Source organism: Jiangella alba (assembly GCF_900106035.1).
GTDB classification, from domain to species: Bacteria; Actinomycetota; Actinomycetes; order Jiangellales; family Jiangellaceae; genus Jiangella; species Jiangella alba.
In genome coordinates this window covers 2,589,446-2,609,124 of sequence record NZ_FNUC01000003.1, presented here as the reverse complement: position 1 = coordinate 2,609,124, position 19,679 = coordinate 2,589,446, and the positions used below count along the sequence as shown (strand labels likewise).

Genomic DNA, 19,679 nt, shown 5'->3' with positions numbered 1-19,679 from the left:
ACTAAGGTTGAGGTCAACTCATTTGAGCACCCCGGCGGTCAGCCCGGCCTGCACCTGCTTCTGGAAGACGATGTAGACGATCAGCACCGGCAGCAGCGCGATCACCAGACCGGCGAACAACGCCGACCAGTCGGCCCGGAAGCCGGTACTCGTGGCCAGCGTGCCCAGACCCTGCGCCAGCACCTTCTTGTCCGGGTCCTGCATGATGACCAGCGGCAACACGTACTGGTTCCAGTGGCCGAGGAAGTTGAACAGGGCCAGGCTGATCATGCCGGGCCGGGCCATCGGCAGCATGACCTTCCAGAACAGCGTGAAGTGCGAACAGCCGTCCACGATGCCGGCCTCGGCGATCGACGTCGGCAGCGTCCGGAAGAACGCCGTGAGGAAGAACACCGTGAACGGCATCGAGAACGCGGTGTACACCAGCGCCAGGCTCAGGTAGCTGTTCAGCCCGAGGAACTGCCCCACCACCGGCAGGTTCCCGAGGTTGCGGACGACGAAGAACATCGGGACGAGCGCGAGGAACACCGGCAGGATCAGCCCGCCGACGAACAGGTAGTAGACGAACCGGTTGCCCGGGAAGTCGTACCGGGCCAGGACGTACGCGCCCATCGCGCCGAACAGCATGGTCAGGGTCAGCGACATCGCCACGACGATGACGCTGTTCAGGAAGTACTGGCCGATGTTGGCCGCCGACCACGCCCGCGAGAAGTTGTCCCACTGGACGCCGGACGGCAGGCCGAGCGGGTCGACGCGGAACTCGCCGTTGGTCTTGAACGCGGACATGATCGCCCACAGCAGCGGCAGCGCCGTGATGAGCCCCCAGAACAGCAGGAACCCGCCGTTGATCAGGCCGACCGCCTTCTCCCCCACGCCGACGCCGGGCATCCGGCCGCGGCCGCCCCGTCCGCCCCCGCTGCCGCCGGACACGCGCGGCGGCGCCTCTGTCGTCGTCATGCCAGCTCCACCCTCTCCCGGCGCAGGCCGCGCATGAACACCACGGCGACGAGCATGGTCAGTACGAGCATGAGGACGCCGATCGCGGCGGCGTAGCCGAAGTCGGACTCGGCGAACGCCTCGCGGTACATCGCGATGCCGAGGACGTCGCCGGCGCCCTGAACGCCGCCGTTGATGCCGAGCATGATGTGCACCGTCGCGAACCCGTCCATCGCCTGGATCGCCATGTACACCCAGCCCACCTGCACGGTGTCCCACACCAGCGGGACGGTGATCTTGCGGAACGTGGTGAGCCGGCTGGAGCCGTCGAGCAGCGCCGCCTCGTAGATGTCGCGCGGGATCGACTGCATCGCGGCCGAGAACAGCACCACGTAGAAGCCGACGAACGACCACGTCATGACGAGGACGACGATCCAGATCAGGTAGTTCGGCTCGGCCAGCCAGAGCCGTTGCAGCCCGTCCAGCCCGACGGCGCCGAGCACCCGGTTGAGGATGCCGCCGGCGTTCTCCGGCGCGAACACGTACTTGAAGACGATGCCGATGATCGCGACGGAGAGCACCTGCGGGAAGAAGTACACGACCTTGTAGATCGACGCGCCGCGCACACCCGTCACCGCTCCCCCGCGCCTTCGGCCGCCGACGTTGAGCATCGACGCGAAGAACAGGCCGAGCAGCAGGGTGAGGACGGGCACGACGAGCACCAGGATCAGGTTGTTGCGCAACGCTGTCCGCAGCTGGTCGTCGTGCCACATCTCCACGTAGTTGTCGAACCCGATGAACGTCTGGGTCGAGGTGAAGCCGCTCCAGTCGGTCATCGAGATGTAGATGGCCTGGAGATACGGCGACAGCATGTAGATCGCGTAGATCCCGACCGGTGGCAGCAGGAAGGCCAGGATGAAGGGATACTTGCCGTGCCGCATGCCCGTGCTCCTACGACTCGCGGGTCTGCTTGACGATGGAGTCGTCGTCGCGGATCGTCGCCGTGACCGCCTCGTTCTGCTCCACCCACTGGTCGACGGTGATCTCGGCGCGCAGCAGCGCGGCCGTGTTCTGGTCGATGCCGGGGTTCTCCATCGTCGGGTACCAGCTCGGGTAGAACCAGTTGACGACGTTGGTGCCGGCGGCCTGCAGCGCGGCCTGCGCCGACGCCAGCCCGGGCGCGTCGATCTGCACGCCGTCCGACGCCCCCGCCACCGACGTGAGGCTGGTGACCCGCTCGCTGAAGCCGCGGGCGCCCTCCATCGACAGCATGACGCGCATGTACTCCATCGCGCCGAGCGGGTTCTTCGCGTCGGCCGGGATGATGTACGGCTCGCCGGCGGTGGCCCGGACGGTCTCGAGCGGCATGACGGAGTCGGGCGAGAGCAGCGGGTCGGGCATCATCGCCAGTTCGAACGTCGGGTTCTCGGCGATGGCGTCGGCCTCCTCGTTCTCCAGCCAGGAGCCCGACGGGCAGAACACCGCCTCGCCGCGCGCCCACAGGCCCTGCGCGTCGCGGAACTCCATGCCCTCGACGCCGGGGAGGAAGTAGCTGTTCTCGGCCAGCTGGCGGATGGCGGCCGCCGACTCCTTGACCGCCTCGTGGCCCCAGGCGCCCTCTTCGAGGTTGTCGATGGCGATGAGGATCTCCGGGCCGGCCAGCTTGGCGGCCATCGACAGCAGCGGCCAGTTCATGTACCGCGGCGCCGTGACGCCCTGGTACACCCACGGCGCGACACCGGTGGCGGCGATGTCGGCACAGACGTCCATCATCTCCTGCCACGTCGTCGGCACCGGCCAGCCGTTCTCGTCCATGAGCGTCTTGTTGTACCAGGTGCCGAAGACGGTGAACGCGTAGTTCAGGACGTACGGGGTGCCGTTGAACGTGCCGGCCTCGATGGTGCCGGGCAGCAGGCTGTCGCGCACCGTGACGTCGGGGTCGTCCCAGCTGGGCGCGTCGAACAGCGGCGAGAGGTCGTACAGCAGGCCGTCGGAGACCAGCGTCGCGGTGTCCATCTGGCCGTCGCCGGAGTTGTTGACGAAGTCCGGCGGGTCGCCGGCGACGAAGCGCGGCTGCAGCTCGGCGCCGATGTCGACGGCGGCGTTGTGCTCGATGGTGACGTCGGGCCAGCGCTCGCTGAACATCGGCTCGTGCAGCTCGGTGGCGTAGGCGTCGCCGAAGCCGCCGTCGAAGATGTAGATCTGCAGGGGCTGGTCGGTCGGGATGCCGAGCGGGTTGTCGTCGGACACGTCGCCCGTCGGGGCCTGCGACGCGTTGTCCTCATCGTCGTCGCCGCCGCCCGTCGCGCAGGAGGCGAGGAAGGCGGCGCCCGGCCCGAGGGCCACGCCGGTGAGTGCGACGCGTTGCAGGAAGGTCCGGCGGTCGGTTCCGGCCGCCGCAGGGGTGCGTTCGATGCTGCTGGACATCGTGAAACCTCTCCTGGACTTGATGGTGTGTGGGTCCGGCGATCCCTCAGCCACCACGACGAATCCGGCCTGCATAGCGCTGCAGCAGACCGTCGTTGTGGACGTCTCCCCCCGGGACGTTGGCGGAGAGATAGACGGGCGGGGTGTCGCCGGCCTCGAGGAGCCGGCGGACGACTTCCGCCGTGAGCAACTGCGCGAGGAGTGCCGCAGTGATGGACGAGACGGCGCAGACGGCGCCGCCTCCCGGCAGCGGCAGTACGGCGTCGCCGAACGGCCCGCCGTTGTCGAGGACGACGTCGGCGAGCTCGGTGAGCTTCCGCCCCGACGGGTGCCGCGACTCCACGTGCGCGCCGTGTTCCAGGGATGCAATGGCGATGACGGGGTGCCCGTTCTCACGGGCGACCTGCGCCATCCCGACGATGCTACCGTTGATGCCCGAGTTCGACGCAATGACGAACACGTCCTGTGCCTCGATCGGGGCCAGGTCGTAGAGCCGCTGGGCCAGCGACGGGTCGCGTTCGGTGCGCGGGTCGAGGATCTTCTCGGGTGCCTCGCCGCCGTACATGACCAGGTCGGACAGTGCTATCCGGTTGGTGGGGATGAGCCCTCCGGCGCGCCCGGCGATCTCCATCGCCGTCGCCTGCGAATGCCCGGTGCCGAACGCCTGCACCACTCCGCCGGCGCGTACCGCGGTGGCGACGATGTCCGCCGCGCGGTGCACCTCGTCGAGCTGCGTCGTCGTGACGTTGTCGACGATCTCGTTGAGCCGGGCCAGGTAGGCGGCCGCGCTGACGTCGTTCACCGCTGCTCCTTCTTCAGTGCTCGGGCCGTCTCGGGGCTGACCGCGCGGTGCGCGCTGACCGCCTGTGCGGTCAGGTTCAGGGCGACGCCCGTCGTCTCGTACCGCCGCTGCGCGACCGCCACGTAGATCAGGTCGAGCACGATCAGCTGCGGATGCCGGGCCGCCAGGGCGTCGGGCCGGAACGTCGTCTCGTGGATGGCGGTCGTCAGCACGATGTCGGCGACCTCGGCGAGCGCGGAGTTGCGGTAGCTCGTCAGCGCGACGGTGGTGGCGCCGCGGCTGCCCGCCGCCGACAGCATCTCGACCGTCTCGTAGGTGGCACCCGAGTGCGACACCGCGATGGCGACGTCGCTCGGGCCCAGCAGGGCGGCGCTGGTCAGGCCGACGTGGACGTCGCTCCACGACCACGTCGGGATGCCGATGCGGTGCAGGCAGAGCTGCATCTCGCCCGCGACCAGCGCGCTGCCGCCGATGCCGTACACCTCGACGCGGCCGGCGTCCGCGATGGCGTCGGCGGCCTTCTCGACCTCGGTGAGGTCCAGCTGGGCGGCGGTCTCCTGGATCGCCCGCAGGTCGGCGGTGGTGATGAGGTCGAGCATCTCCTGGAGGGAGTCCGTCGGCAGGATCTCCCGCCCGATGTCGACCTCCCAGCCGGCGACGGCGGACGAGCGGCCGGTCTCCTCGGCCATCGCCAGCCGCAGGTCGGCGTAGCCGGGCAGGCCCAGCGCGCGGCAGAACCGCGTCACCGTCGCCGCCGACGTCCCACTCCGCTCGGCCGTCTCCAGGATCGTCGCCCTCGCGACGACGGCGGGCGCGGACAGGACCTGCTCCCCTACCCGCTGCAACGCGGCGGGCAGGTCGGGCAGCGCGGCCCGGATCCGCATCAGCACGGAATCGGCGGGCGACCCGGCCTCGGGCACTTCCGCGGTGGGTAGTGTCCCTTCCGCCACACGACCTCCCGGCGTGGTAGTCAGTTTCGTCTGCGACCCTCAGAGCCGTAGTGGTGAGAATTCTTTCTACCAACGGCCGGATGTCAAGTGTTTGACGAGAGTTTTCGGAAGCGTGACCCACCCGCAGCCTGGGCGAGACCGGGCGGAAAGGATTCTTGTGGCGACGACGGAGGCTAGCGGCGGGCCGCTCGCGCTCGGCCTGGACATCGGCGGCACGTCCACCCGGGCGGTCGTCATCGACCGGGCCGGACGCCGGCTGGGGACCGGCCGTGCCGACGGCGCCAACCTCACGTCGCACGCGCGGGACAAGGCGCTCGACGCGGTGTCGGCGGCCGTCGCGGCAGCCCTGGCGACGGTGTCCCCGGCATCCGTGCGCGCGGCGGTCATCGCGTCGGCGGGCGACAATAATCTGAACCGGCCCGAGATCGCGTCCGCGCTGGCCTCGCGATGGGCGAAGGCCGGGCTGACCTGCCGTTACGAGGTGGTCGCCGACGCGGTGGCGGCCTTCGTCGCGGGAACGCCGTCGCCCGACGGGACGCTGGTGCTGTCCGGGACGGGGTCGCTGGCGGCGCGGTTCACGGACCGGCGGCCGGCGCAGATCATCGACGCGCACGGCTGGCTGCTCGGCGACCTCGGGTCCGGGTTCTTCCTCGGGCGGTCGGCGGTGCAGGTGGCGCTGGCCGCGCTGGACCAGCACACCCGGCCGGGGCCGCTGGGGCTGGCCGTGCTGCGGACCCTGACCGGCGCGACGGACTTCGACCCGTCGTCGCGGCAGGTGACGTCCGATCTCGTCCTGGCGGTGCACGCCCAGCCGCCGGTCGCCCTGGCCGCGCTGGCGCCGCTGGTGACGGCGCACGCCGGGGTCGACCCCGAGGCCGACCGTCTCCTCGCCGCGGCCGCCGCGACCCTGCTCGACCAGACCTCGATGGTCCGCACAGCCGGCGACGCGACGCCGATCGTGCTGGCCGGGTCGCTGCTGACCACCGACACGCCCCTGGCCCGGTTGGTCCGCTCCGGCCTCGCCGCCACCTGGCCCTCCGCCGCCGTCGGGGTCGCGCTGGACGGCGCCGCCGGTGCCGCCTGGCTCGCCGCCCGCTCCCTCGACGCCGCCGGGGCCGAGCACCTGCACGCGGCGCTGTTCGGCTGAGCGTCGGAGGGGCGTTCGCGCCGGGCTGCGGTCCCTGCTGCTGCGGCCTCTCGGGGTGCTGTTGACGGCCGGCGCGGGCCGCCCGGGCCGGCCGTCGTCGCCCCTATGGGCCGACGATCGCCCGCAGGGCCGCCTGCTGCGCGGAGCGGCGCTGGGCGGCGTTGCGTTCCCGGGAGCTCTCGCGTCTCACCGGCCTGCATATGGCGCGCGAGGCGCCTGACCCGCCCGGACGCGTGGCGCGCAACGCCCCCGCGTCCCCCTGGACCGACGAGGCCCCGAGGCCCTCGCGTCCCTATCTCCCTTCGGGCCGACGATCGCCCGCAGGGCCGTCTGCTGCGCGGAGCGGCGCTGGGCGGCGTTGCGTTCCCAGGAGCTCTCGCGTCTCACCGGCCTGTATATGGCGCGCGAGGCGCCTGACCCGCCCGGACGCGTGGCGCGCAACGCCCCCGCGTCCCCCTGGACCGACGAGGCCCCGAGGCCCTCGCGTCCCTACGGCCCAACGATCGCCCGCAAGGCCGCCTGGTGCGCCCGGAACGCCTCGCGTCCCTGCCGGGTCAGCGTCAGCCAGACCCGCTGCCGGGTGTCGCGGACGGCCTTGCGCTGATCGACGTAACCGGCCTCCATGAGGACGGTGACGTGCTTGCTGAGCACCGACGCCGAGACCCCCAGCTGCTCCTGCACGACGCCGAACTCGGCCTCGCCGGCGGTGTCGAGGAGGGCACAGATGCGCAGCCGGTTGGGCGCGTGAATCGTGGTGTTGAAGCCGCTCATCGGGTCGGTGGCGTTGGTGGTCACGACGGCTTCCCGTGCAGGCGCACGAACCAGAGGTGGAAGCCGACCGACAGGGCGACCCCCACCGCGGCGCCGCCGAACAGCCAGAGCGGCTGCCTGGTGTCGCGGAACGCGTACGCGGCGCCGACGACGACCAGCGGCAGGACGGCGGCCGCCGGGATGGTGGCCCACTTCGGCAGGACGTCCAGCCGCAGCGCCACCCCGGTCCTGGCCTGCCAACTCCTGGCCGCGACGGCGAAGAGCGCCACGAACACCACCTCGGCGATGAGCATGGCGACTAGCCAGGCCCACCGCGGCATCAGCCAGTCGGGCTCGGCCAGCATGCCCCCGAGCGCGATCGGCAGGACGACGAACATCGCCGTGATCGCCACGACGAACCACACCGGCCACGGCGTAGCGGACAACGCCGCGACCGACGCCCTCACCTCGTCGGCATCGGCCAACGCCGCGCGGGCCTCCTCAGGCGTTGGCTGGGACGCGTGCTCGCTGGTTTCCATGATGGAAACTCTAGCCGCTGAGTTTCCGGTCTGGCAACTGTAGAGTTTCTTGCTTGGAAAGAGGCTGCCGGAGAGCCGTCGCCCGGGCACACGGCAACGGGACCGCGATGGCGCGGCGATGGCGCGTCGGCTGGAATGCGACGCGCCTCGCCACTGATCGCAGGGGTGCCCCAGCACGGGCCCAGCGGTGCCCGAGGGTGCTCCCAGCGATGGCCCGCCACTCATCCCACCACTGGGTTCGCGCGGTGCCCCTGTCACTGAGCCCGCGCAGTGACCCCGGCCGTTGGCAAGCATCGGTGGCGCGAGCGTCAGTGCCGCGGCCGCCAGAACGCCATGGGTTGGCGTTCTGGCGGGATCGGCGCCCTACGACTCGCAGGCGAGGCCGATGTCCACCACCGACGGTCCCGAGGCGGGCGGCCGGACCCGGCGAGTATCGGTCGCGTAGCCGTCGGCCGTGGTGGTGAGGGTCAACGGCATCTCGGCCCGGTCGATCCAGCGCAGGAACCGGCCGTCGCGGTCGGTGCGGACCGTGACGTCGGTGCTGCGGCCGTCCACGAGCACGCCGGCGCCGGGGACCGGGACCGGCGCAGTGTCCCCGTCCGCCGCCGGGTCGCCGTCCACCGCGGCGGTGTCGCCGCAGGCAGGAGCCGTGACGGTGCCGACGAGGGCGCCCCAGCGACGGGGCACGTCGACCGTCAGCACGACGTCGACCGGGGCGACCGCGTACGGCGTGTCCTCGCGGATCCAGACCCCGCCCGAGTACGTCCCCGGCTGCGCAACATCGGCGGCGACGCGGAGGGTGACCTGCGTCGACTCGCCCGGCGCCAGCGTCGCGGCACCGCCGTCGACCGTCAGCCAGGGCACGTCGGCCGGACGGCAGTCGCCGTAGGTGGGGAGCTGGTCGACCGTCGTGACCGGGAAGAAGCCGGTGCGGTCGCTGCCGCCGACGCGGTTGAGGCCGCACGTGCTGCCACTGCGGTACAGCACGTGCGCCGGTGCCGGCAGGTCGAGCCAGGCGTCGGTCTCGGGGTCGTAGGCCCAGCTCTCGTTCGTGATGGCGCTGCCGTCGTAACCGCCGGCGACGATCAGTTCGTCGGACGCGCCGGTGTAGGCCATCCCCCAGCGCGCCGCCGGCAGGTCGGCGACCCGCGTCCAGGTGTCGGTGGCGGGATCGTAGGCGTAGGTGTGGTCGCTGATGGTTCGGTCGCGCTGGATGCCGCCGGTGCAGTAGACCCGGCCGTCGATGCCGGCGCAGGCCTGCCGCGACGTCGCGATCGGGTACGGCGCCAGCGTCGCCCACGTGTCGGCCGCCGGGTCGTAGCGGTAGACGGTGTCGCGCCCGCAGTTGTTGTCGCAGCCGCCGACGACGTACAGCTGGTCGTCGAGTACGGCCCGCCCCGCGCCGTAGACCGGCGCAGGCGCATTGGCACGGACGGTCCACTGGTCGGTGTGCGGGTCGTAGGCCCAGGTGTCGCTCTTGGGCCGCTGGTCGCTCCACCGTCCGCCGGTGACGTAGAACAGGTCGCCGATGACCGCGCCCATGGGCGCCTCGCGTGCCTGCGGCAGGTCGGCGATCGGTTCCCAGCGCAGCGTGGCGGGGTCGTACGACCAGCCGGCACTCACCCAGTCGAGGACACCGCTGCCGCCGATGCCGCCCACCGAGAACAGGCGGCCGTTCAGCTCGCCGACCGCGTTGTCGAGCACGGGGATCGGGTAGGCCGCGAGGTCGGTCCACGGCCCGTCGCCGGAGGAAACGGCGGCGGACGGCGAGTCGTCCGCCCCGCCGTCGGTGGCCGGGTCGTAGCCGAGCGGTGACGCCTCGCCCTCGACCCGCAGGATCGGCGCCCCCGGCGCGGCGGCGATCGCGGCCCGGCCGGCGGTGCTGCCGTCGGGCCGCAGGATGGTGGTGTCGCCCTGCCGCTCGGTGAGCTGGACGGCGACCGGCGCGGTGCCGGTGTTGGTCAGCGTGACGGTGTGGTCGTCTGCGTCGCCCAGCTCGAGGGACGTCTCGACCCCGCCGGACACCTCCAGCTGCCCGGCCGCGAGCGCGATGTCGTGGCGGGTCACTCCCCCGGCGGCGATGTCGACGACCGCTTCACCGTCGGCGTACCGGCCCAGACCCGCCGTGAGCCGAGGCGACGTGCCGGCGGCGAACAGCGCGTAGAAGCCGTCGGCCAGGGCCGGGTCGCCGGTGGTCGCGACCGACCGGACCGGGTCGAGCGGCGCCGCGGCGTCGGCGATCTGGGCGCCGGTCAGCGGCGCGCCGGTGTTGGCATCGGTGACGGCGCCGACGACCAGGCCGCCGTCGACCGGCACGCACTCGCGGCTGCCCACGTAGACGTCGTCGAGCTGCCAGGAGTACGAGCTGTAGCGGGCGTTGTGATAGCGAAACCGCACCTGGACGGCGGACTGACCGGCGGCCTGCGGGATCGGGACGCTCTTCTCGGCGCCGTCGCGTTCGTCGACGTCGGTCTGCCGCAGTACCGTCTGCCAGGAGGCGCCGCCGTCGGTGCTGACGTCGACGTCGGCGATGTCGCTGAGCTGGATCAGCGCCTGCCGGAACCCGACCACCGGCGCGGGGTCGTCGCTGAGGTCGTAGACCGGCGTCGTCAAGCTGGTGTCGATGTAGAGGCCCAGGCCAGGGCTCTGCACGCTGGCCGACGCTTCGCTGCCGCCGGTGAGGTTGCCCTTGTCGTAGGGGTCGTCGAAGGCCCACACCTCGCCGGAACCGTTGCCGTCGGTGACGGTCCAGTCGTCGGGCAGGCCGTGGTCGAAGTCGGCGCCGCCGCCGGTGTAGGCGTACGCGTAGCCGGGAGTCGTGCACCGGTCGGCGACCCGGGCCAGGGCGACGTCGGACGTGACGTCGTCGGCGGCGGTGACGGTGCTGGTGGCCGGCTGATAGCCGGGGTACTCGGACGTGACGGACAGCGTGTAGGACGCGCCCACCGGGACGTCGATGGAGTACCGGCCGTCGTCGGGCGAGGTGTAGGTGGTGCCGCCGGGCATGCCGTCGACCGTGACCCGCGCGTACAACGGCCAGCCCTGCCCGGAGCCGTCGGTCACGCGGCCGCTGATGGTGACGGTGTCTTGCCGATGCAGCGAGAAGTCGAGGGTGGCGGTCTCGTTCTCGGCGACGTGCACCGACTCAGTGCGCGGCATGTAGCCGAACGCCGACGCCGTCACCTCGTAGTCGCCGACCCGCAGCGGAACCGTGTAGGTGCCGTCGTCGCCGGTGGTCCGTTCCCGCTCGACCGGCCCGGTGACGGTGATGAGCGCGCCCGGCACGGGGTCGCCGGTGCCGGCGTCGGTGACCGTGGTGACCAGCGTTCCGGTCTCGCCGACGGGCGCGGAGTCAAGCAGCGCGAGTGCGTCGAGGCGGCCCTCGCCGAACACGTTGTTGTCGGCGTAGGTGCCGCCGCACTCGTCGCCCGCGGTGTCGCGGGCGGTGCCGTCGAGGAGGTCGACGGTGGTCTCGACGTCGCCGACGAGCGCGGGCGACGCCGACCAGGCCAGCGCGATGGCCCCGGCGACGTGCGGCGCCGCCATGGACGTGCCGTCGGCGTCGACGTAGCCGCCGCCCGGCCAGGCGGACCGGACGTCGACGCCGGGTGCGGACAGGTTCGGCTTGATCTCGCCGTCCTGGCCGGTCCCCCGCCCGGAGAACCCGGCGATGGTGTCGTTCACGTCGTAGGCGCCGACCGAGTAGTTGACGGTGCGGCTGCCCGGTGAACTGGACGTCAGGCAGCGCGGACCGAGGTTGCCGTTGGCCCAGACGGCGAAGATGCCCGATGCCGCCCAGGCGCGGCTGATGTCTTCCATGAACGGGTCGGTGGACGGGAGCTCGCTGCCCCACGAGTTGTTGACGACGTGCGGCCGGCGGCCGGCGTCGGGGTGTTCGCCGTGCGGATCGGTCGGTTCCAGCAGCCACTGACCGGACGCGATGAGCGCCTCGTCGGTGCAGCAGCCGTTGGTGGCGATCCAGCGTGCTCCCGGCGCGACCCCGATGGCGCTGCCGCCCGCGTCGTCGCCGGCCATCGTGCCCATGGTGTGGGTGCCGTGTCCGTGGTCGTCGCACGGCGCGCCGTCGCACACCCCGCGTGCGTCGAACCAGTTGTAGGCGTGGTCGAAGCTGCCGTCGGGCTGGGCGCCGCGGTACTGCGCCACCAGCGACGGGTGGTCGTACTGCACGCCGGAGTCGATGCTGGCGACGGTGATGCCCTGGCCAGTGGCGCCGTACTGCTCCCAGACGTCGTCGGCGTTGATGTTCGCGATCCCCCACTCGACGGCGGCCGCGGTGGCCCGTGCCTCGGCCGCCGGCGTGGTCGCGGGCTCGGGCAGCTCGTAGGCGCGGGCCGGGTGCAGGGAGTCGACCTCGGGCTGCGCGGCCAGCTCGGCGGCCAGGCTGGCGGTGCCGTCGGGGATGCGGATGGCGTTCGTGGCCCAGAACGCCTCGTACTCCACCCCTTCCGCGTCGAGCCGGGCACGGACGTCGGCCTGACTGCTCTCAGCCGTCTGCCGCAGTGCCTGCGCGACCGCGGCGCCACGCTCGGCCCAGCCGGTGACGGCGGCCGCCTCGGCGAGGTCGGCCACGTCGTCGAAACGGACCCACAGCTCAGCGGTGTCGGCGGCGGCCAGCTGGCGGCGTAACCCCGGCTCGATGGTCGCCGGTTCGTCGTCGGCCGGTGCCGTCGCGAGCGCGCGTGGCGCCAGGCCCGCAGCTGCCGCCGTCGCCGCCGGGGCAGGGAGGAACGCGGCCGCGAGCACCAGCGCACCCACGACGCCCATTCCGAGCCGCACCTGCTTGCTCATCGCCCTGACCTCCTACGACGCCCGTTGTTGGAACCGACCTTACGAACGGAAAGGGGCGCTTTCGGGGTCACGATCGGGGCAGTTCGCGGGCAATCGGAGAATGTCGTCCACAACTTGTACAACGTGTTTGACGCGGTGGGTCAAGCGGGGTAACCATTGGCGCAATCCCCGGCACGCCCGACACCCCCGGAGGCGCGTGTGAACACCGAATCGCTCCTAGAGGAGCTGGGCCTCACCAAGACCGAGGCCCGCATCTACCTGTGCCTGCTCGAACAGTCGCCGCTGGCAGCGGGCACCATTGCCGACCTCACCGGCACGTCGCGCAGCAGCGTGTACCTCATCCTGCGCTCGCTGGTCGACAAAGGGCTGGTCGACGCCGGCGCCGGATACAGCAGCCGGTTCCAGCCGGCCGCGCCCGACGTCGCGTTCGGCGGCCTGCTCGAACGCGGGCGCGAGGAGCAGCGCGAACGAGAACGGCACGTCGAGTCGGCGCTGCCCGACCTCATGCGCCGCTTCGAGACCAGCGCCGGTGGCGACGGCGAGCTGGTCGAGATCCTGCGCACGCCGAAGCTGGTCGGCGACCGGTTCGACCGGCTGCATGCGTCGTCGCAGCAGTCCATCGACATCGTGGTGCGTCGGCCGGTCCAGCTCGGCGGCAGCAACCAGCCCGAGCTCGATGCGCTCTCCCGCGGTGTTCGGGCGCGCGCCGTCTACGACCACGGGCTCATGCGACATCCGTCCGTCGCCGACCACATCGGTGCGTGGATCGAGGCCGGCGAGGAGGCCCGCGTCTTCCACGGCGACCTGCCGATGAAGTTCGCGGTGTTCGACGGCCACACGGTGCTGATGCCGCTGTTCGCGCCGGGCGTCGGCGGGGTCGTCGCGCTGATCGTGCGCAGCCGCGAGCTGTGCGGGGCGCTCAGCCTGCTGTTCGACACACTGTGGACGGCATCGATGCCCATCGATCCCGACATGTTCCGGCTGCACCACGACCACCAGCCCGTCACCGCGGACGGCAGCCATGCGCACTGAACCAGCACCGGTCGTCGTGTGCATCACCAGTTCGCCGGACGAGCGGGCCCGTATCGCCGGGCAGTTCGAGGGCACCGGCATCCTCGTGCTCGCGCCCGACGCCGGCGTGGCGGGCACCTTCCTGCGCCGTCTCGCCGGCGCCGGACCCGGAGTCGCCGTGCCGGCCCAGCTCGCCGGCTCGCCGCCGACCGCCGACGACGTGGTCCGGGTCGGCTCGCTGACCCTCGACGTCACCCGGCACGAGGCGACGTGGCGCGGGAACGGGCTGCCGCTGACGCCGTACGAGTTCAAGGTGCTCAGCTGCCTCGCCGGGCGGCCCGGGCAGGTGTGGACGTACGAGCAGCTGCACGAGCGTGCCTGGGGCGGCACCTACTTCGCGGGACCGGCGGCGGTGCAGTCGGTGATCAAGCGATTACGCGGCAAGCTCCGGGCGGCCGGCGCGTCGGTGACGATCAGGGCGACACGTGGCGTCGGGTTCCGGTTGGACGGTGGCCCGGAGCTGGCGTTGGTGCGGTCGGCGGCTCAGCGCTGAGTCGCATGCCGGCTTGTTGGCGCGGTCTTCGGGGTCGTCCGCGGTGACGGGGTGCCGAGTGGCCGGCGAGGGCGGGCGGCCGGAGTGCGCTGTGCTTGCTGGCGCGCCGTGGCGTACGGCGGGCGCCTCAGCGGCTGCCTGCGCCTCGCAGGGGAACGACGGCGGCGCGGGACCACGCCGCGTCTTGCGTGTGCCGGGTACGACGGCGGTGCGGGTGACGACGCCGCGACCTGCGTGTGCCGGGTACGACGGCGGCGCGAGGTGACGACGCCGCGACCTGCGTGTGCCGGCAGCAACGGCGGCGCGGGGTGACCAGAACGCCAACTGTTGGCGCTGGTGTCAACCGGGTGAGACGGGTCACCGGGCCCAGGAGCACGGCGCGCTGACCCCGCCACGAGGAACGACCGCGCGCGCCGGCGCCGTTCAGGCGGCGTGCGGAACGGGCGACGGCCCCGCGCACGGGCGACGGCCCCGCGCACGGGCGACGGCCCCGCGCACGAGCGGTCGCCCCGCGAAGGAGCGACAGCCCGTGCGCCCAAGACCAGCCAGAGGAGTTCCAGCGGGAGCAGCCCGCCCCGGAGGAGTCAGCGGGAGCAGCCCGACCCCGAGGAGCTCGGGCCAACGTACCCGGACTCCGAGGAGCTCCAGCCGGAGCAGCCCGACTCCGAAGGGTTCAGCGAGAGCAGCCCAGCCCGGAACAGCCCGACCAGGAAGAGGCTCAGCCGCCCAGGCCGGGGGTCGGGAAGCGGCCGGTCAGCTCGGTGACCTCGCCGCGGACCCGCGCCACCACGCCGTCCAGGGCGTCGGCGTCGGAGCCGGCTGCCGCGGTGACAACCTCGTCGAGCCAGCGGCCGACCTCGCGCATCTCCGACTCCCCCATGCCGCGACTGGTCAGGGCGGGGGTGCCGATGCGCAGGCCGGACGGGTCGAACGGCTTGCGGGGGTCGTACGGGACGGTGTTGTAGTTGGTCTCGAGGCCGGCGAGGTCGAGCGCCTTGGCGGCGGGCTTGCCGGCCACGCCCTTGGAGGTGAGGTCGATGAGGATCAGGTGGTTGTCCGTGCCGCCGGAGACGAGGTCGAAGCCGCGGGCCAGCAGCTCGTCGGCCAGGGTGACGGCGTTGGCGACGACCTGGTGGGCGTAGTCCTTGAACTCCGGTTGCGCCGCCTCGCCGAGCGCCACCGCGATGCCGGCCGTCGTGTGGTTGTGCGGGCCGCCCTGCAGGCCGGGGAAGACGGCCTTGTCGATGGGCTTGGCGTACTCCTCGGTGGTGAGGATCATCGCGCCGCGCGGGCCGCGCAGCGTCTTGTGCGTCGTCGTGGTGACGATGTCGGCGTGGCCGACGGGGGTCGGGTGCGCGCCGCCGACGACGAGGCCGGCGATGTGGGCGATGTCGGCGGCCAGGACGGCGCCGACCTCCTGGGCGATGGCCGCGAAGCCGGCGAAGTCGATGGTGCGCGGAATGGCGGTGCCGCCGCAGAAGATCAGCTTCGGCCGCTCGGCCAGCGCCAGCTCACGCACCTGGTCGAGGTCGATGCGGCCGGTGTCGCGGCGCACGTCGTACTGGACCGGCCGGAACCAGGTGCCCGTGGCGGAGACCTTCCAGCCGTGTGTCAGGTGCCCGCCCATCGGCAGCGACATGCCCATGACGGTGTCGCCGGCCTGCGCCGTGGCGAGGTAGACGGCCAGGTTGGCGGGCGAGCCGGAGTACGGCTGGACGTTGGCGTGGTCGGCGCCGAACAGGGCCTTCGCGCGGTCGACGGCGAGGGTCTCGAGCTGGTCGATGACCTGCTGGCCCTCGTAGTAGCGGCGGCCGGCGTACCCCTCGGAGTACTTGTTGGTGAGCACCGTGCCGGTGGCCTCGAGGACCGCGGTGGACACGTAGTTCTCGGACGGGATCAGCTTCAGCGTCTGCCGCTGCCGCTCTTCCTCGGCCGTGATGAGCGCGGCCACCTCGGGGTCGACGGACTGCAGCGCGGGGCGGGCGTTCGTGGTCATGGCGAGAGCCACGTCCTCTCGATGTCGGTGTCTCCCGGGCACCCAGGCGCGCGGTGCCACGGCCGTCCGCTCCCCGGTGGTCGGTTCCACCCGTGCCCGGTCACCCGGGCCGCTGCGCCAGTCGCGACGGCATCACTCTAACGGGTCGCAGGTCGGCTCGGGCGACGCGTGGCCGGACCAGTGCGCGACCGTCATCTCCGTCTCGACCGTCCAGCCGAGCCGCTCGTAGAGCTTGCGCCCTTCGGCCGACGCCACCAGCAGGCCGGTCCGCGCGCCGCTCTCGCGCGCCGCCGCCGTCAGCGCCCCCATGACGACGGCACCGAGCCCGCGCCGCCGGTGTGCCGGGACGGTGAAGATGCGGTCCGCGACGGCGTCGGCGTTGCCCTCGCCGCTCAGGGCGAGGTGACCCTTCGCCGCCAGCGCACGGGGGTCGCCGCCGGCCGCCACGACCTCGGCGACCAGGACCGGACGGCGGCCGCTCAGCCAGAGCTCGTACCCGTCCGGGGCGTCGTCGGCGGGGTGGTCGTCGAGCGGGCGCGACATCAGCCACTCGGGGGCTTGGACGGTGAGCCCGGCGGCGGCCGCGGCCGACTCCGTCCGCGCGCGGTCGGTGGTGGGAGCGACGAGCCAGCGGCTGGGCTCACCGATCTCGGCGGCCGCCTCGGCGTACCGTCCGGGGTCGGCCGTCAGCAGGATCGTGTCGGTGATGCGCTCGGGCAGCCCGATGCGGACGGTGACGACGTCGCCGTCGACATCGCTGCGGTAGTCGCGCGCCGTCACCCAGCCCGCCTGCCAGCGCAGCACCACGTCGCGCAGGTCGCTGTCGTCGCTCACGTCGTCTCCCCCCGGCGGTTAGCCTGGCCTCGTGGCCGGCATCCATCCGTATCTCGACCGTCCCGGCCCGCTGGCGCTGGCCCATCGCGGATTCTCCCGCACCGGCCTCGAGAACAGCATGGCGGCCTTCGCGGCGGCGGTGGAATTGGCCTACGACTACGTCGAGACCGACGTCCACGCGACGGCCGACGGGGTGGCGGTCGCGCTGCACGACGCGACGCTGGACCGGGTGACCGACCGCACCGGCGCCGTCGCCGAGCTGCCGTGGTCCGAGGTGCGCCGTGCGCTGATCGGCGGTGTCGAGCCGGTGCCCGCGCTGGAGGACGTGCTGGGCAGCTGGCCGTCGCTGCGGGTCAACATCGACGTGAAGTCGGCCGGCGCGGTGGCGCCGCTGGCCCGGGTCCTCGACCGCACCCGCGCCCACGACCGCGTCTGCGTCGCCTCCTTCTCCGACGCCCGCCGCCGGGCCGTGCTGCGCCGTCTCGCCGCGCCGGTCGCGTCGTCGGCCGGGCAGACCCTGATCGCCACGTTCGTCGCCGCCGCGTCGATGCCCGGCCTGCGCGGGTTCGCCGGCTCCGTCCTCCGCGGCGTCGACTGCCTGCAGGTCCCGGCGACGTTCCGCGGCATCGAGGTAGTGACGCCGGCGACGGTGGCGGCCGCGCACGCGGCGGGGCGGCCGGTGCACGTGTGGACGGTGAACGAACCGGCCGAGATGCGGCGGCTGCTCGACCTCGGCGTCGACGGGCTGATCACCGACCGCGCGGACCTGCTCCGGGAGGTTCTGGAATCGCGCGGCCAGTGGAACCCGGCCGCCTGAGGCTCAGGCGCTGAACCAGGCGCTGCGGCGGATCTCGCGCATCGCGCCGCGCCGGGTGGACGGCTCGAGGCGGTGGATGTAGACGATGCCGTCGAGATGGTCGGTCTCGTGCTGCAGGCAGCGGGCCAGCTCGCCCTCGCCCTCGACCCGCACCGGCTCACCTTCGGCGTCGACGCCCTCGACGGCGGCCCAGGCGGCCCGCGGCGTCGGGAACCAGAGGCCGGGGACGGACAGGCAGCCCTCCTCGCCGGACTGCTCCCCCTCCGTGCCGACGAGCACCGGGTTGAACACGACGCCGCGCTGGCCTTCGAGGTCGTACGAGAACGCCCGCAGCGGCACCCCGATCTGCGGCGCCGCCACGCCCGCCCGCCCGGGCAGGTCGAGGGTGTCCAGCAGGTCCTGGGCCAGCGCACGGCTCGCCTCGCCGAACTCCGTCACCGCATCGGTCACCGTTCGCAACACCGGGTCGCCATAGAGGCGGATCTCCCGCACCGTCACCGTCGTCGTCTCCTCATCACTCGTTCACTGCCGGGACATCGTGTCGTCTGGCCACGACTGCCCCGCACCCGATACCGTCCGCGCGTGACCCGTGTCCTCGCCCCGTCCGGCCCGCTGGCCGACCCCGTCGAGCGGGCCAGGGAGCACCGAGCATGGTACTTCTACGACTGGGCGAACTCGGCCTTCGTCACCACCACGGCGACCGTCCTGTTCGGTCCGTACCTGACGGCGGTGGCCGAGACGGCCGCGTGCGGCGAGGCCGGCACCACCGACGACCCCTGCCGCGGCGACCTGTCGGTGCTCGGTCTCCCCATCGCCGCCGGGTCGGTGGCCGCGTACACCGTGACGTTCGCGACGATCCTGTCCGCGCTGCTGCTGCCCGTCGTCGGCGCGATCGCCGACCGCACCGCGAAGAAGCGGCACCTGATGGCCGGGTTCGCGTGGACGGGGTCGGCGGCGGCCGCCTCGATGGTCTTCGTCGCCGGGGCGAACTGGCAGCTGGGTGCGTTTCTGCTGGTCATCGCGGCGATCTGCCTGGGCTCGTCGATGGTGGTGTACGACGCGATCCTGGTCCAGATCGCGCACGAGGACGACCGCGACCGCGTCTCGTCGCGCGGCTGGGCCTTCGGGTACCTCGGCGGCGGCCTGCTGCTGGCGTTGAACCTCGCGCTGGTGACGTTGGAGCCGTTCGGGCTGAGCCGGTCCGACACCGTCCGGATCAGCCTGCTGTCGGCGGGCGTGTGGTGGGCGTTGTGGACGATCATCCCGTACCGCGGCATCCGCGACCGGCCGCCCACCGGCGTCGTCAGGGTCGGCGGCAGCGCGACGCGGCAGGCGTTCGGCCAGCTGCGCGAGACGCTGCGGCACGCCCGCGGCTACCCGCAGACGCTGCTGTTCCTCGTCGCGTACATGCTCTACAACGACGGCGTCCAGACCGTCATCTCCGCGTCGTCGATCTACGGCAACCGGGACTGGGGCTCGGCGAGGACGTCCTGATCGTCGCGATCCTCATCGTCCAGTTCGTCGCGTTCGGCGGCGCGCTCGCGCTGGGCCGGCTGGCCGACCGCTTCGGCGCGAAGAACGTCGTCATGTCCAGCCTGGTGCTGTGGACCGTCGTCGTCGGGGGCGCGTTCTTCCTGCCCGTCGAGCAGGTGGTGCCGTTCCTGATCCTGGCCGTGGCCATCGGGTTCGTGCTCGGCGGCAGCCAGGCGCTGTCGCGGTCGCTGTTCAGCCTGCTCGTCCCGAACGGCAAGGAGGCGGAGTACTTCAGCCTCTACCAGGCGGCCGAGCGCGGGACGAGCTGGTTCGGGACGCTGGCGTTCGGGCTGGCGTTCCAGCTGACCGGCTCGTATCGGTGGTCGGTGCTGGTGCTCGTGACGTTCTTCATCGCCGGCCTGGCGCTGCTGTCGCGCGTGGACCTGCGGGCCGGCATCGTGGCGGCGGGCAACCAGGTACCCCGATCGGTCGAACGTTACCGGTGAGGAACATCACGTCGCTCAGATTGCATTATCACAGGGAACGCGGAACATTACTCTCCGGCCGTCCGTTGTCATCATGTCGTTGTGATCGCTCAGACGTGGTCTCGACGGCGAGGTAATTGGACCGACGTC

At 72.3% G+C, this 19,679-nt stretch carries 15 protein-coding genes and 1 pseudogene; 5 read left to right on the top strand and 11 right to left on the bottom strand.

The genetic code is table 11. The features are described from left to right. Positions 1–18: 18 nt before the first annotated feature. From BLV02_RS14470 to BLV02_RS14450, 5 genes are read right to left on the bottom strand one after another with little or no spacing between them, the layout of a single operon-like run. Positions 19–957, bottom strand: coding sequence for a carbohydrate ABC transporter permease (locus tag BLV02_RS14470; RefSeq protein WP_074946340.1), 939 nt, complete (start codon positions 955–957; stop codon positions 19–21). Continuing rightward, positions 954–1,877: a carbohydrate ABC transporter permease gene (locus BLV02_RS14465; RefSeq protein WP_069113306.1), complete on the bottom strand. Its 924-nt coding sequence runs from the start codon at positions 1,875–1,877 to the stop codon at positions 954–956. The genes BLV02_RS14470 and BLV02_RS14465 overlap by 4 nt, the downstream gene beginning before the upstream one ends. Positions 1,878–1,887: 10 nt before the next feature. Beyond that, on the bottom strand, positions 1,888–3,363 hold the full coding sequence (gene ngcE, locus BLV02_RS14460) for an N-acetylglucosamine/diacetylchitobiose ABC transporter substrate-binding protein (RefSeq protein ID WP_069113307.1): 1,476 nt from the start codon (positions 3,361–3,363) through the stop codon (positions 1,888–1,890). A 46-nt stretch (positions 3,364–3,409) separates the two neighbouring features. After that, on the bottom strand, positions 3,410–4,165 hold the full coding sequence (locus BLV02_RS14455) for a sugar isomerase domain-containing protein (protein WP_069113308.1): 756 nt from the start codon (positions 4,163–4,165) through the stop codon (positions 3,410–3,412). After that, positions 4,162–5,049: an SIS domain-containing protein gene (locus BLV02_RS14450; RefSeq protein ID WP_083289001.1), complete on the bottom strand. Its 888-nt coding sequence runs from the start codon at positions 5,047–5,049 to the stop codon at positions 4,162–4,164. The genes BLV02_RS14455 and BLV02_RS14450 overlap by 4 nt, the downstream gene beginning before the upstream one ends. Positions 5,050–5,272: 223 nt before the next feature. On the opposite strand from BLV02_RS14450, the gene BLV02_RS14445 reads away from it, so the two are divergent. Next, positions 5,273–6,262, top strand: a complete 990-nt coding sequence (locus BLV02_RS14445; RefSeq protein WP_069113310.1) for an N-acetylglucosamine kinase — start codon at positions 5,273–5,275, stop codon at positions 6,260–6,262. A gap of 489 nt (positions 6,263–6,751) precedes the next feature. Here the strand turns inward: BLV02_RS14445 and BLV02_RS14440 are convergent, their stop codons facing one another. From BLV02_RS14440 to BLV02_RS14430, 3 genes are all read right to left on the bottom strand, one after another. Further along, positions 6,752–7,033, bottom strand: coding sequence for a transcriptional regulator (locus BLV02_RS14440; RefSeq protein WP_069113561.1), 282 nt, complete (start codon positions 7,031–7,033; stop codon positions 6,752–6,754). Positions 7,034–7,053: 20 nt separating this feature from the next. Next, the gene (locus tag BLV02_RS14435; protein ID WP_069113311.1) at positions 7,054–7,551 is read right to left on the bottom strand and encodes a hypothetical protein; all 498 of its coding nucleotides are present in this window, start codon (positions 7,549–7,551) and stop codon (positions 7,054–7,056) included. Between the two features lie 363 nt (positions 7,552–7,914). After that, complete coding sequence (locus BLV02_RS14430; protein ID WP_069113312.1) at positions 7,915–12,360, bottom strand: S8 family serine peptidase; 4,446 nt, start codon at positions 12,358–12,360, stop codon at positions 7,915–7,917. Positions 12,361–12,558: 198 nt separating this feature from the next. Here BLV02_RS14430 and BLV02_RS14425 point away from each other — a divergent pair, with 198 nt between their 5' ends. Next, entirely contained in the window at positions 12,559–13,392 is an 834-nt protein-coding gene (locus tag BLV02_RS14425) for a TrmB family transcriptional regulator (RefSeq protein ID WP_069113313.1), read from the top strand. After that, positions 13,382–13,924 carry a winged helix-turn-helix domain-containing protein gene (locus BLV02_RS14420; RefSeq protein WP_083288969.1) on the top strand — a complete coding sequence of 181 codons (543 nt, stop codon included), beginning with the start codon at positions 13,382–13,384 and terminating at the stop codon, positions 13,922–13,924. Before BLV02_RS14425 ends, BLV02_RS14420 begins: the two co-directional genes overlap by 11 nt. Positions 13,925–14,642: 718 nt before the next feature. On the opposite strand, the gene BLV02_RS14415 is transcribed toward BLV02_RS14420, so the two are convergent. Together BLV02_RS14415 and BLV02_RS14410 are read right to left on the bottom strand one after the other, a co-directional pair. After that, positions 14,643–15,920: a serine hydroxymethyltransferase gene (locus BLV02_RS14415; RefSeq protein ID WP_069113315.1), complete on the bottom strand. Its 1,278-nt coding sequence runs from the start codon at positions 15,918–15,920 to the stop codon at positions 14,643–14,645. Between the two features lie 132 nt (positions 15,921–16,052). Continuing rightward, positions 16,053–16,754 (bottom strand): GNAT family N-acetyltransferase, encoded by a 702-nt coding sequence (locus BLV02_RS14410; protein ID WP_083288970.1) that lies wholly within the window; start codon positions 16,752–16,754, stop codon positions 16,053–16,055. 31 nt (positions 16,755–16,785) lie between these two features. On the opposite strand from BLV02_RS14410, the gene BLV02_RS14405 reads away from it, so the two are divergent. Continuing rightward, the gene (locus tag BLV02_RS14405) at positions 16,786–17,571 is read left to right on the top strand and encodes a glycerophosphodiester phosphodiesterase family protein (RefSeq protein WP_069113316.1); all 786 of its coding nucleotides are present in this window, start codon (positions 16,786–16,788) and stop codon (positions 17,569–17,571) included. A 3-nt stretch (positions 17,572–17,574) separates the two neighbouring features. On the opposite strand, the gene BLV02_RS14400 is transcribed toward BLV02_RS14405, so the two are convergent. Beyond that, a complete protein-coding gene (locus tag BLV02_RS14400; RefSeq protein ID WP_069113317.1) occupies positions 17,575–18,069 on the bottom strand; it encodes a peptide deformylase in 495 nt (164 codons plus the stop codon). A 114-nt stretch (positions 18,070–18,183) separates the two neighbouring features. Here BLV02_RS14400 and BLV02_RS38555 point away from each other — a divergent pair. Next, positions 18,184–19,550 (top strand): annotated as a pseudogene (locus tag BLV02_RS38555) (MFS transporter). Positions 19,551–19,679: the final 129 nt, after the last annotated feature.

Coding starts and splice junctions, on each gene's coding strand:
- BLV02_RS14470 (WP_074946340.1), bottom strand. CDS start 957: ATGACGACGACAGAGGCGCCGCCGCGCGTGTCCGGCGGCAGCGGGGGC.
- BLV02_RS14465 (WP_069113306.1), bottom strand. CDS start 1,877: ATGCGGCACGGCAAGTATCCCTTCATCCTGGCCTTCCTGCTGCCACCG.
- ngcE (WP_069113307.1), bottom strand. CDS start 3,363: ATGTCCAGCAGCATCGAACGCACCCCTGCGGCGGCCGGAACCGACCGC.
- BLV02_RS14450 (WP_083289001.1), bottom strand. CDS start 5,049: ATGCGGATCCGGGCCGCGCTGCCCGACCTGCCCGCCGCGTTGCAGCGG.
- BLV02_RS14440 (WP_069113561.1), bottom strand. CDS start 7,033: ATGAGCGGCTTCAACACCACGATTCACGCGCCCAACCGGCTGCGCATC.
- BLV02_RS14435 (WP_069113311.1), bottom strand. CDS start 7,551: ATGGAAACCAGCGAGCACGCGTCCCAGCCAACGCCTGAGGAGGCCCGC.
- BLV02_RS14430 (WP_069113312.1), bottom strand. CDS start 12,360: ATGAGCAAGCAGGTGCGGCTCGGAATGGGCGTCGTGGGTGCGCTGGTG.
- BLV02_RS14420 (WP_083288969.1), top strand. CDS start 13,382: ATGCGCACTGAACCAGCACCGGTCGTCGTGTGCATCACCAGTTCGCCG.
- BLV02_RS14415 (WP_069113315.1), bottom strand. CDS start 15,920: ATGACCACGAACGCCCGCCCCGCGCTGCAGTCCGTCGACCCCGAGGTG.